This is a genomic window from Phreatobacter aquiterrae (assembly GCF_053471285.1).
Genome location: NZ_JBJPHW010000010.1, coordinates 20,775 through 32,714 on the forward strand (window position 1 = coordinate 20,775; position 11,940 = coordinate 32,714).

Below are 11,940 nucleotides of genomic sequence, written 5' to 3' on the forward strand. Positions count from 1 at the left end.
CCCCTCGCCTCACTTCAGGATGTCGGTCCAGAGCTCGGACGGATCCGGCTCCGGATCATTGGTGGCGAATTCGGCGCTCTCGGCGACGATGTCGCGCACGCCGGCGTCGATCTTCTTCAGCTCGTCCTCGGAGACCTGCCACTCCTTGAGAAGCCGCTCGCGCACCTGCTCGATCGGATCGTGCTCGGTGCGCATCTTCTGCACCTCGTCCTTGGAGCGGTACTTGGCAGGGTCCGACATGGAATGGCCGCGGTAGCGGTAGGTCTGCATCTCGAGGATGTAGGGGCCCTTGCCTGACCGGCACCAGTCCATGGCGCGCAGGCCGGCCGCGTAGGTCTCGCGGATGTCCATGCCGTCGACCTGTTCGCCGGGGATGTTGAACGACAGGCCGCGCCTGGAAAAGTCGGTCTGCGCCGAGGCGCGCGATACCGCCGTGCCCATGGCGTAGCGGTTGTTCTCGATGACATAGATGACCGGCAGCTTCCACAGCGCCGCCATGTTGAAGCTCTCGTAGACCTGGCCCTGGTTGGCGGCGCCGTCGCCGAAGTAGGTCAGCGAGACATTGTCGTTGCCGCGATAGCGGTTGGCGAAGGCGAGACCGGTGCCGAGCGAGACCTGCGCGCCGACGATGCCGTGGCCGCCGTAGAAGTGCTTCTCGGCGGAGAACATGTGCATGGACCCACCCTTGCCGCGGGAATAGCCGCCGCGCCGGCCGGTGAGTTCGGCCATCACGCCGTTGGCGTTCATCCCGGCGGCGAGCATGTGGCCGTGGTCGCGGTAGCCGGTGATGAGCTGGTCGCCGGGCTTTGCGGCCATCTGCATGCCGACGACGACGGCCTCCTGGCCGATGTAGAGGTGGCAGAAGCCGCCGATGAGGCCCATGCCATACATCTGGCCGGCCTTCTCCTCGAAGCGGCGGATCAGCAGCATCTCGCGATAGGCGGAGAGTTCCTGGTCGCGGGTCAGTGTCACCGACTTCGCCGATGCCGATTTCGTCGAGGGCGCCCTGCCGGCCGCCTTGGCGCCGGGGGCGGCTCTTGGCGCTTTCGCCGGAGCGGCCGAGGTCTTGGTGGCGGCTTTGACGCCGGCCGGAGCGCTCTTGGTCCGGGTTGCAGCCATCGGTGTCCCCTTCGCATGGAATGCCGTCCACATGTAGCGCCAAGCCCGGCGGCTGGAAAGGCCCAGGCACACGCCGTTGTGCGCCGCACAAACCATTGGCATTGCAGCGCATTCAGAGACTTAACTCGAATGTGGTTCAGAACAGGGCGTCAACCGATCTTCGGTTCATGACGCCCTTCCGCGGTCAGCGCCGGCGAAGGATCAGCACCAGATCGCGCGGATCGACGAAGTTCAGGATCTCGCGCGCGCGCTCGTCGAGCATGTCGGGGTCGATCGCCTCCGCGCGCAGGAGCGACACGCGCCGGGCGACATCGGCCTTCTCGCGGCGGAGCGCGGCCAACTGGCCATTGAGCTCGACGATCTGCTCCAGGAACTGCTGCTTGGCGTGAATGCCGTGCTCGCCATGATAGGCGTGGAAGCCGAAATAGGCGATCAGCGCCGCGGCGGCGGCATAGAGCCCCATCGCCTGAAGAATCCGCTGACGTCTCGTGCGCACGACCATGGCCTGACTATGCGCGATGGTCGGTTTCGGTTGCGTTAATGCTTCCTCAATCCGGCCGCCTGCGCCGGGTTCCAGCCACCGCCACGACCAGCAGGCCGCAGACGATGGCGGCGACGCCGACGGCGGCGAGCGGACTCGGGATCTCGCCGAGGGCGGGAATGCCGATAAGAGTCCCGAGAACCGGGATCATCGGCGGGAATCGGGCGGCGGTCGCTACCCCGAGCGTGCGCGTGCCGTAGGTCCACAGCAGCAGGCCGATGGCGATGTTGAGGATGCCCTGGTTGATGCCGTGGAAGGCGATGATCGGCCAGGCCACATTGCCGAGACCCGGCTCGAGGAAGGCGACATAGACCGGCAGGAAGGCCGCGGCCGACAGCGTGGACACGATGGCCGCGCCGACGACCGACGGCACCTGCCAGCGCCCGCACAGCCAGGTGAAGATGCCCCAGCCGGCGCCGCAGACCACGAAGAGGAGGTCGCCGACGACGGTCATCGGCCCCTCCCCGCCGCGCGAGCCCGCGATGGCGATGGCGGCCAGTCCGGAGAGCACGATGGAGAAGCCGACCATGGCGCCGAGCGGCACGCGCGCGCGCATGCCGATATAGGCGAGCGTCGTGGCGACGACCGCCACCATTCCGGGCTGGATTGCCGAGGCGTGGGCGGCCGGGGCATAGTTCAGGCCGATGTTGGACAGGACCGTCAGCGGCACGCCGCCGGTCAGCACCAGGATCAGCCCCCGGCGCCAGCCGAACCCTGCGCAGTCGAGGATGCCGGCGCGGATGAAGAAGGGCGCCATGACCGCGCCGGCGAAGATGAAGCGCAATGCCGCCATGTCATAGGCGGACAGTCCCGACTGGAGCCCCCAGCGCACCGAGACGAACTGACCGCCATAGATGGAGACGGCCAGGCCCATGGCGAGAAGGGCAAGGGTGCGGGGGGACGGGACCGACATCGGCGTTGACCCTTGGTCATTGCCACCGGCGCGACAAGGCTCATGGGCGCAGGCCGTCCATGTCCTCGCCGGCCGATCGCGCCCTCCGGGGCCGCCTAACCCTAGCGTCCGATCGCCTGCAGCATGCCGGGCGTGTCGACATAGGCCTCATAGCGGCGGATCGTCCCGTCCTCGACGGTATAGACATGCACCGCGGGCAGTTCGAACGGCGTCTTGCTGGCCCGCGCCACGCCGCGCGTGCGACCGACGCTGACCACCCGGTCGCCCGCCTCGAACAGCACCTCGCCGACGATCTGCGTATCGATCGCGCCCGTCAGGCGTTCGAAGAACTGCTGAAGACCCGCGTGGCCACCATAGACGCCGCCCCAGGGAAGCACTTCCGATTGGTAGAGTTCGCATTGGGGGTGGTAGAGGGCCGCGATGGCCTGAAAGTCCCTGCGCCCGTAGGCGTCATAGGCTGCCTTGATCACCTCGATCGGACGCGCCGCCGGCGCCTCGGTGCGGATTGCTCGCGACTGCATGGGAAAGCCTCTTCGTTTCCGGCCGGCACCAGCGCCGGCCCGCAGTCGAATAGGCAACGGGCACACGGCGGTCTTTCCTGCCGCTGCGGCGCTGTCTCACGGTTGCGAAAAACTATCGGCGCATCTCGGCACGCCATCGGCCCGGCGTCGTTCCGATCGCGCGGCGGAAGACCACGGTGAAATGGCTCTGGGTCTTGAACCCGATTTCGAGCGCCAGTTGCGCAAGCGGCAGGTCGCTGGCCGCCAGCAGGCCGCAGGCCAGTTCGATCCTGAAATCCTGCAGCCACTGGAAGGGGGTCCGCCCGGTCGAGGCCTTGAAGGCGCGCAGGAAATGGTACGGGCTGAGACCCGCCGCAGCGGCAATCTCGTCGAGGGAGGGATCGCCCGCGACCTGGGCCTGTAGGAACTCCTTGGCCCGGCGCAACCCGGCCGGTGACAGGCGCTCCCGCGCCACCGGCGCGTCGACGGCCTCGCCCGTCTCACTTGCCTGACGAGCCAGCCGCGCCAGCACCAGTGCAACCGCATGGTCCGCATGGAAACGCCCGATGTCGTCCTCCCGTCCGTCCCAGAGCTCCCGTGCGATCGTCGGCAGGACGGGATCGCGGACAACCCGCTCCGTCAGTCGATCGAGGGCGGAAAGCCCGTTCGGCATCAGTTCGTCGAGCAGCCGACGGGTCGTCTCGACAGGGAAGGCGAAGATCAGGCAGTCGTGCCGGCCCTCCACCCGCCATGCCACCGCAGTGTCGTGCGGGGTGACGATGCCGGCGCCCTGATGCCGGAACGACTCGGCGCCCTTCGGAATGGCGAAACCGTCTCCGAGGTCGCGCCAGGGCCGCGACCTTCCTGCCATCAGGATGGAGAGCGTGAACTGGGGCAGTTCCGGCTGGATGGTCTCGAAATCGGCATGGCGAAGCCGCGTCAGCGTCACGCCGGCCGAGCCGAGCCGACGCCGGGGATAGGCGCCCGGCCCGGCTTCGTCCACGCGTGCCGCGTCTGAGGTCGCTTCGGTCGATTTCTCCGCCATGGCGGCAAAAATACGGTGCTGACACCGAAGGGTCCAGCGGACGACGCCCGGCGCAACCGGCCGCTTTCGTCCTGCTGCGTTCCGTCGCAATATGATTGCGGTGGTCGCATCACGGAGCCGAAACGCCCGGCGGCCATCGTGATCCAGACGCGCCTCGTGCAGGCGCATGGTCGCGCAGGAGCCCCAGACGATGAAACGCCCGCCTGCCTTCGCCTCCCTCGCGGTCGCCGTTGCCCTCCTCGCCGGGGTGTCCATGGCCTCCGGCGCCCTGGCGCAGAAGCGACCGCCCCGCTCGCAGATGCAGGGCGAGACCATCGCGCGCATCTTCCCCGGCCAGATGGCGGCGCTGTTACGCGACCGCGGCAACCCGGCCGAGGTCGTCACGGAGAACAACCGCACGCGCATCCGCACGGAAATCGGCAACCGGCGCAGTTCGATCTATTTCTACGCCTGCAACGACGACGGCTGCCAGTCGATCCAGTATCGCACCCTGTTCCAGCGCCACGAGCGCTTCACGCTCGCCTTCGTCAATGCCTGGAACTTCGAGAAGCGCTTCGCCAAGGCCTATCTAGACCGCGACGGCGACCTCGTTCTGGAATGGGACGTGGACCTCGATGGCGGTGTGAGCGTCGCCTTTGTCGCCGAGAGCATCGCGACCTTCCAGACCATGCTGGCCAACTTCGACCGTTTCACCCCGCGCGATCACGGCGCCCCGGGTGGCGGCAATACGGGGCGTTCGCTGACGCCGGGCCGCCCGCCCGCCGATCCCGGCCAGTCGGGGACCGGCGGCAAGGGCTCGACGGGCGACGTGCCGGGCGAGCGGCGCACCTGATCTTCGCGCCGGCTGAAACAGAAACGGCGGGCATGGCCCGCCGTTCTCATGTCAGACTACAGGAGACGCCCAAGGCGGCTCAGCCCTTGACCTTCAAGGCGTTGCGGCCGGCATAGCGCGCCTGCGGACCGAGCTCCTCCTCGATCCGGATGAGCTGGTTGTACTTGGCGGTGCGGTCGGAGCGCGCCAGCGAGCCGGTCTTGATCTGTCCGCAGTTCGTCGCCACCGCGAGGTCAGCAATGGTCGAATCCTCGGTCTCGCCCGAGCGATGCGACATGACCGCAGTGTAGGCGGCGTTGTGCGCCATGGAGACCGCGGCCAGCGTCTCGGTCAGCGTGCCGATCTGGTTGACCTTGACCAGGATCGAGTTGCCGAGGCCCCTGTCGATGCCCATCGACAGGCGCTTGGTGTTGGTGACGAAGAGATCATCGCCGACGAGCTGGCACTTGCCGCCGACGAGGTCGGTCAGCATTTTCCAGCCGTCGAGGTCATCCTCCGACATGCCGTCTTCGATCGACAGGATCGGGTAGTCGCCGACGAGCTTGGCGAGGTACTTCGCCTGGGCCTTGGGATCACGCGTCTTGCGCTCTCCCTCATAGACATAGGCGCCGTCCTTGAAGAACTCGGTGGCGGCGCAATCGAGGGCGATGACGATGTCCTCACCCGCCTTGTAGCCGGCCTTTTCGATGGCAGTCATGACGAAGTCGAGCGCCGCCTGGGCCGACTTGAGGTTGGGGGCAAAGCCGCCCTCGTCGCCGACATTGGTATTGTGTCCGTCGGCCTTCAGAGCGGCCTTCAGCGTGTGGAAGACCTCCGAGCCCATGCGTACCGCCTCGGCGAAGGTCTTGGCCCCCACCGGCATGATCATGAACTCCTGAAAGTCGATGGGATTGTCGGCATGGGCGCCGCCATTGACGATGTTCATCATCGGCACGGGCAGGACGTGGGCGAAGGCACCGCCGACATACTTGTAGAGCGGCAGGTCGTGCGAGATGGCGGCGGCCTTGGCGGTCGCCAGCGAGACGCCGAGAATGGCGTTGGCGCCGAGCCGCGACTTGTTGTCAGTGCCGTCGAGGGCGATCATGGTCCGGTCGATCTGCACCTGGTCGGTGGCGTCGAGGCCGGACAGCGCGTCGAAGATCTCGCCGTTCACCGCATCGATCGCCTTGCCGACGCCCTTGCCGAGATAGCGCTTCGTGTCGCCGTCGCGCAGTTCGACCGCCTCATGCGCGCCCGTGGAGGCGCCCGACGGCACCGCCGCCCTGCCCTTCGAGCCGTCGTCGAGCAGCACGTCCACTTCCACCGTCGGATTGCCGCGGCTGTCGAGGATTTCGCGGGCGATGATGTCGACGATGGCGGTCATGGCGGCCTCTTTCGCGCTGACGGAGGGGATGGCGGCCTTCTACAGCATGGGGCGCGCCGTTCAAGCGGCCGAAAGGCAGGACGGACGGTCATTGCGGCATGGCTGCGCTCCTGCCGGCAAGCGTCGCGCGCCGGAGGTCATCGACTCCCCAATTGGCTGCCGCTGATGCTAAGACCCACGCCACGCAGGGCCCGACCCGGCGATCCCGGCGCGGCTGCCGGGGGCGTCGACAGGCTGGTCCGAATGACACTCACGCAGGATCACCCGATGACCGATCTGAAGCTGGGCAAGACCGTCGGCATGCCGGCCTCACCTGAGGAGGCCGAACTCGACCGGGTGCCCAATCCACATGCCGATACCAATTACGTCGCGCGCTTCGTCGCGCCCGAGTTCACCTCGCTGTGCCCGGTGACCGGACAGCCCGACTTCGCGCATCTCGTCATCGACTATGTGCCCGGCGACTGGCTGGTCGAGTCGAAGTCGCTGAAGCTCTACCTCTCGTCCTTCCGCAACCACGGCGCCTTCCACGAGGACTGCACGGTCGCGGTGGGCAAGCGCCTGCGCGACCTGCTCGGCCCCCGCTGGCTCAGGATCGGCGGCTACTGGTATCCGCGCGGAGGCATCCCGATCGACGTGTTCTGGCAGACCGGAGAGCTGCCGGCCGGTGTCTGGATTCCCGACCAGGGCGTCGCGCCCTATCGCGGCCGGGGCTGAACGGCTGGATCGCCGCAGCCGGCCGCAGGTGCGCCCCTGACGCTAGGGAATTGACTTTTCTGCCGGATTCGCCGGGCAAAGGCGCGTCCCACATCCCGTTTCGATGGACGCCGACCGGCCGAATCAGCCAAGGATTCGCCATCATGCTGAAGGCGAAACGCGACCTTGATGCTCCGGACCTGCCGGTGCGGCTCGACGGGCTCACCGATGAGCCGCCTCAGCGCAGCATCGCGCGCCTCATGACCTGGGCCGGTGTCGCGCTTCTCGCCGTCAGCGCTGCCCTTCTCGCAGCGCGCAGCGAAACAGGGGCACAGCGAATCGCCAGGCTCACCGCACCGGTCGCACCGGTGCAGCAGGCGCAGCGCGCAGAACCCCCGCGTCCGGCGACCGACCCCCTTCTTCTCTACGAGACCCGGCGCCTTGCCGACCAGGTGCGCCTGCTTGCCGCCGAGCGCGAGGCCCTCGCGGAGCGCGTCGCCAGCATGGAGCGCAGCGTCGGCGACGTGACGGCCTCCATTCCGAGGACCGAGGTCACGGGTCCCGCCACGCGCCAGGCGGTGCGGGTCATCCCGACCTCGCCTCCCCCATCTGCGGCGGCCACCCCTCCGGCGCCCCCTTCTTTGCCGGCTTCACCGGCGCCTGCAGCCACGGTGATACCGGATACACCGGCTGCAACCTCTGCACCGGCCTCCGCACCCGTTCCGACGCCGTCGCCCGCCGCTGTGGCCGCGGCGCCTCCCGAAGCGCAGGAGTCGACCACGATCCGCACCGACTTCGGCGTCGACCTGGCCGGTGACCAGTCGATCGACGCGCTGCGCAGCCGCTGGCAGCAGTTGCGCGCCCAGCACGGTCCCGTGCTCGAGGGACTGAGGCCGGTGATCTCGATCCAGGAGGGTGGCCGGCCGGGCAGCGTCGAACTGCGTCTCGTCGTCGGCCCGCTGTCGAACGCCAATGCCGCCGCCCGGCTCTGCGCGACGCTGTCTCTCGCCGGGGTCAATTGCAAAACGGCCGTTTTCGACGGACAAAGGCTGGCACTGCGCTAGACGGCGCGGGCCGCCGCCTCCTCGGGCTGGCGCTGGGCTCAGAAACGACCAAGAGCAGGCACCGGGCAGAACCGGACAAGCCGCCGACAGGGAGGAATGAGGCATGGCAGCCAGGCCCTTCGCTTGGGAAAAGTCCTATCCGGCCGGCGTGCGCTGGGACACACCGATCAAGATCACGACCCTCGGCAGCCTGATCGACGAAGCCACCGATTCATTCGCAACCCGCCCCGCCTTCGAGTTCCGTGACCGCATCATCACCTATGGCGATCTCGGCGAGCGTGTCAGGCAGTTCGGTGCGGCTCTGCTGCGCGCCGGACTGGGCAGCGACGATACGGTCGGGCTCTACCTGCCCAACATGCCGACCCATCCGATCAGTTTCTTCGGGGCGGCCAAGGCCGGCATCCGCCTCGTCCACCTCTCGCCGCTCGATGCCGAGCGGGTCCTCGCCTACAAGCTCAAGGATGCCGGTGCGCGGACGCTGGTGACCTCGAACATCGCGCCGCTGTTCGGCATGGCCCTGAAACTCCACGAACAGGGGCTGGTCGATCGGCTCATCGTAGCCGAGGACGCCGATTTCGGCCCTTCTGGCCTGCCCACCCTGCCCATTCCCGTCAAGCCGGGCATTGTGACCTTCTCGACCTTCGTGGCCGGGGCCGAGGCGCCGGACGCCTGGCCGCAGGTACAGCCCGAGGACGTCGCGCTGCTGCAGTACACCGGCGGCACGACCGGCATGCCCAAAGGCGCCATGCTCAGCCACAAGAACATCACGGCCGCCGTGTCGATCTACGACGCCTGGCAGGCCGCCCTGCCCTCCGGCGATCCCGCCAAGGACAAGGTCATCCTCGTCCTGCCGCTCTTCCACATCTATGCGCTGACCAGCGTCATGCTCCGGCAGATCACGCGCGGCTCCTGCATGCTGCTGCGCATGCGCTTCGACCCGGACCAGACCTTCGACGATTTCGAGAAGCGGCGGGCGACGATCTTCCCGGGCGTGCCCACCATGTGGATCGCTCTGGTGAACCACCCGCGCTTCGCCACCGCCGACCTCTCCTCGCTGATCTACGCGGCCTCGGGCGGCGCGCCTCTACCGGTGGAGATCGCGCGCCGCTTCGAAAGCCGCGCCGGATTCCGCCTCACCGGCGGCTGGGGCATGACGGAGACGTCTCCTGCCGGAACGAATGTGCCGAACTACGGCGCCCCCAAGCCCGGGACGATCGGCCTGCCGCTGCCCGGCCTCGAAATGGATATCTGCGCACTCGACGACCCGCATCGGACCCTCCCGACCGGTGAGATCGGCGAGATCCGCATCCGCGGACCCAACGTCACCCGCGGCTACTGGAACAAGGCCGAGGAGTCCCGGGCCTCCTATGCCGACGGCTGGTTCCTCACCGGCGACATCGGCTACATGGACGAGGACGGCTTCTTCTTCATCGTCGACCGCAAGAAGGACATGATCATCTCCGGCGGATTCAACGTCTATCCGCAGATGATCGAGCAGGCGGTCTACGAGCATCCGTCAGTGGCCGAGGTGATCGTTCTCGGGGTTCCCGACAGCTATCGGGGCGAGGCCGCCAAGGCCTTCGTGACGCTCAAGGAGGGTGCCGCCCCCTTCTCGCTTGAGGACCTCCAGGCCTTCCTGAAGGACAAGGTCGGCCGGCACGAAATGCCGGTGGCCGTGGAGTTCCGCGACGCCCTGCCGAAGACACCCGTCGGCAAGCTGTCGCGTGCCGAACTGCGGAGCGAGATCAAGGCGGCGGGCTAAGGGGCTGGCCGCGGGCAAGACTTGCGGCCATTGCGCGACATGCCGGCGAAACAAGGGGCCGGCACACGCAGCGCATGAGCCACCTCCCGCACCGTCGGAGCATCGAGACCGTCCACCGCGAGGGGTTGGCAGCCGGCTCCGCTATGCAGGTGGGGCACTACCGGCCTCCTCTCCGGCTGTTTCAGAGGATCGTGCTGTTTCTGGCACTGACCGTCATCTTCCACGGCTTTGCGCTCTTTGCCGTGTCACAGGTCGTGCGCAGCCATCCGGAGCTGATGACGGCCAATCCGGCCGTCGGCACGCTCCTGTGCGGAGAAGGCGCAACGCTTCGGCTCGACTTCAGGCCACCCGGCGCGGGACGTCCGCGCGGTCTTGCCAACTGGATCGAATGCATCGATGCCGCGGGAGCAGTCGACCGGGATGCCGGGACACTGGCGGCGGTGCTGTCGGGGCTTGTTCTCACCGTGCCCTTCGCTCTGATCATGGTGGGTGTCATCCTGCGGATGAACGGCGGCCCCGGCGGCCGGGGCTCCGTGATGATCAGGACACCGTCCGAGCCCGCCCGCTGGACCGACAGGCTCATCTTCTCCGTCATGGTCCTCGTGATCGCCGCCGTCATCACCGGCGCAACCGGCGCCTATGTGACGCAATACCATTCACACCTCGTGGAGCACCCCACCGCCAGCCGCCTTGCATGCGGCGAAAGGCTGACGCCGGCCATCGTCTTTCCCTACAGCCGCAACCGGCGGCTCGGCTGTTTCGACGAGGCAGGAACCGAGGACAGGTCAGTCAGCCGCTACGCCATGCTCCGGCTGCTGGCGCCGTTCTACATCGGTCTGGTCCTGCCGGGGATCTGGCTCGTGTTCCGAATCCGCAGCGTGCAGCGGCTGCGATCGATGCCGCTGCGCGACTGATTGGACGTTGTCGCCGCACAACAAGAAGTCCTGCCATGAGGGCCGGGCGCTTGTGCGGCACGAGCCTCCGTGCTGACTGGTGACGGGGCGGGGTGGCGCCCCGGAGGCACCGCATATGGCGACATCGGCAGAAGCAAGACGCGCCTATCTGCTGCTGCTCGCCATGCCGCTGTTCTTCTCGTCGAACCTCGTGATCGCCAGGGCCATGGGCGACGCCATACCGCCCTTCACCCTGGCGCTTCTGCGCTGGTCGGTCGCGGTGGCGATCCTTATCCCCTTCGTCCTGCCAGACCTCAGGCAGAATGCCGGGCGCATCGTTGCCAACTGGCGGCGGATCACGCTTCTGGGCTTCCTCGGCATGTGGATCTGCGGCGCCGGCGTCTATTGGGCGCTCGCACAGACGACAGCCACCAACGGCACGCTGATCTACACGACCTCTCCGGTCCTGGTTCTGCTCATCGAGCGCTTCGTCTTTGGCAAGCCGCTGCCCTGGGCACGGCTTGCTGGGGTGGTTCTCGCCATTGCCGGCGTCGCGGTCATTGTGCTGAAGGGCGACCTTGCCGCGCTGGCGCGGCTCGACCTCAATCTCGGCGATCTCGGCATCGCCGCGGCGGCGCTCGCCTGGGCCGGCTATTCGCTGGTACTGAGGAATGACCGGCTGGCAACGATCCCGACGCTGCCGCTCTTCGCCGCCATCGCCATGGCGGGCGTCGCGACTCTCCTCCCTTTCTCCGTGGTGGAACTCGCCATGGTTGGAGGCTGGCCCATGACGCTTCGGCTGTGGATCGGTATCGCCGCCCTCGCCCTGTTTTCCGCCGTCGGCGCCTTCTCGCTCTACCAGTACGGGGTGAAGATTGTCGGGCCGGCCGTAACCTCATGCTTCCTCTACCTTCTGCCGGTCTATGGCGTGGGCATGTCGGCGCTGTTCCTCGGCGAGGCCCTGCACGGACACCATCTCGTCGGCATGGCGCTCGTCCTCGTCGGGTTGATCGCCGCCACCGCGCCGCCGGACATCGTGTCCTCGCTGAGGCACTGGCTGGTGGCGCGGTTCTCCGTCGGGAACGGCGGCCCGCCCCCCTCCCCAGCGCCCTAATTTGGGCTATAAGCCGGGCCAGTCTGAACTATTCCTCCCGTCCAGCACGATCCTCCCGCAAAGTCCGCTGAACTCGCTCGTCATGCCGTCTCGCCGCGACC

General features: G+C 67.6%; 12 protein-coding genes. 6 read left to right on the forward strand and 6 right to left on the reverse strand.

Features of this window, described 5'->3' with window-relative positions; all coding sequences use genetic code 11:
* Window positions 1–9: 9 nt before the first annotated feature.
* The 5 genes from pdhA to ACJ4V0_RS15280 form a co-directional block, all read right to left on the reverse strand.
* The gene (pdhA, locus tag ACJ4V0_RS15260) at window positions 10–1,119 is read right to left on the reverse strand and encodes a pyruvate dehydrogenase (acetyl-transferring) E1 component subunit alpha (RefSeq protein WP_448300450.1); all 1,110 of its coding nucleotides are present in this window, start codon (window positions 1,117–1,119) and stop codon (window positions 10–12) included.
* A gap of 184 nt (window positions 1,120–1,303) precedes the next feature.
* On the reverse strand, window positions 1,304–1,621 hold the full coding sequence (locus tag ACJ4V0_RS15265; RefSeq protein WP_448300451.1) for an FtsB family cell division protein: 318 nt from the start codon (window positions 1,619–1,621) through the stop codon (window positions 1,304–1,306).
* Window positions 1,622–1,667: 46 nt separating this feature from the next.
* Window positions 1,668–2,573 (reverse strand): DMT family transporter, encoded by a 906-nt coding sequence (locus ACJ4V0_RS15270; protein WP_448300452.1) that lies wholly within the window; start codon window positions 2,571–2,573, stop codon window positions 1,668–1,670.
* Between the two features lie 101 nt (window positions 2,574–2,674).
* Window positions 2,675–3,094, reverse strand: coding sequence for a nuclear transport factor 2 family protein (locus ACJ4V0_RS15275; protein ID WP_448300453.1), 420 nt, complete (start codon window positions 3,092–3,094; stop codon window positions 2,675–2,677).
* 112 nt (window positions 3,095–3,206) lie between these two features.
* On the reverse strand, window positions 3,207–4,286 hold the full coding sequence (locus tag ACJ4V0_RS15280) for a helix-turn-helix domain-containing protein (protein ID WP_448300454.1): 1,080 nt from the start codon (window positions 4,284–4,286) through the stop codon (window positions 3,207–3,209).
* Window positions 4,287–4,308: 22 nt separating this feature from the next.
* Here ACJ4V0_RS15280 and ACJ4V0_RS15285 point away from each other — a divergent pair, with 22 nt between their 5' ends.
* The gene (locus ACJ4V0_RS15285) at window positions 4,309–4,950 is read left to right on the forward strand and encodes a YbjN domain-containing protein (RefSeq protein ID WP_448300455.1); all 642 of its coding nucleotides are present in this window, start codon (window positions 4,309–4,311) and stop codon (window positions 4,948–4,950) included.
* Window positions 4,951–5,029: 79 nt separating this feature from the next.
* Here ACJ4V0_RS15285 and eno read toward each other — a convergent pair whose 3' ends face one another.
* The gene (eno, locus tag ACJ4V0_RS15290) at window positions 5,030–6,313 is read right to left on the reverse strand and encodes a phosphopyruvate hydratase (protein WP_448300456.1); all 1,284 of its coding nucleotides are present in this window, start codon (window positions 6,311–6,313) and stop codon (window positions 5,030–5,032) included.
* A 267-nt stretch (window positions 6,314–6,580) separates the two neighbouring features.
* Here eno and queF point away from each other — a divergent pair, with 267 nt between their 5' ends.
* The 5 genes from queF (at window position 6,581) to ACJ4V0_RS15315 (ending at window position 11,839) form a co-directional block, all read left to right on the forward strand.
* A complete protein-coding gene (gene queF, locus ACJ4V0_RS15295; protein WP_448300457.1) occupies window positions 6,581–7,027 on the forward strand; it encodes a preQ(1) synthase in 447 nt (148 codons plus the stop codon).
* Between the two features lie 143 nt (window positions 7,028–7,170).
* Window positions 7,171–8,070 (forward strand): hypothetical protein, encoded by a 900-nt coding sequence (locus ACJ4V0_RS15300; protein WP_448300458.1) that lies wholly within the window; start codon window positions 7,171–7,173, stop codon window positions 8,068–8,070.
* Window positions 8,071–8,173: 103 nt separating this feature from the next.
* Entirely contained in the window at window positions 8,174–9,832 is a 1,659-nt protein-coding gene (gene pimA / locus ACJ4V0_RS15305; protein WP_448300459.1) for a dicarboxylate--CoA ligase PimA, read from the forward strand.
* A 74-nt stretch (window positions 9,833–9,906) separates the two neighbouring features.
* The gene (locus tag ACJ4V0_RS15310; protein WP_448300460.1) at window positions 9,907–10,746 is read left to right on the forward strand and encodes a hypothetical protein; all 840 of its coding nucleotides are present in this window, start codon (window positions 9,907–9,909) and stop codon (window positions 10,744–10,746) included.
* 115 nt (window positions 10,747–10,861) lie between these two features.
* Window positions 10,862–11,839 (forward strand): DMT family transporter, encoded by a 978-nt coding sequence (locus tag ACJ4V0_RS15315; protein WP_448300461.1) that lies wholly within the window; start codon window positions 10,862–10,864, stop codon window positions 11,837–11,839.
* The last annotated feature ends 101 nt before the right edge of the window (window positions 11,840–11,940 follow it).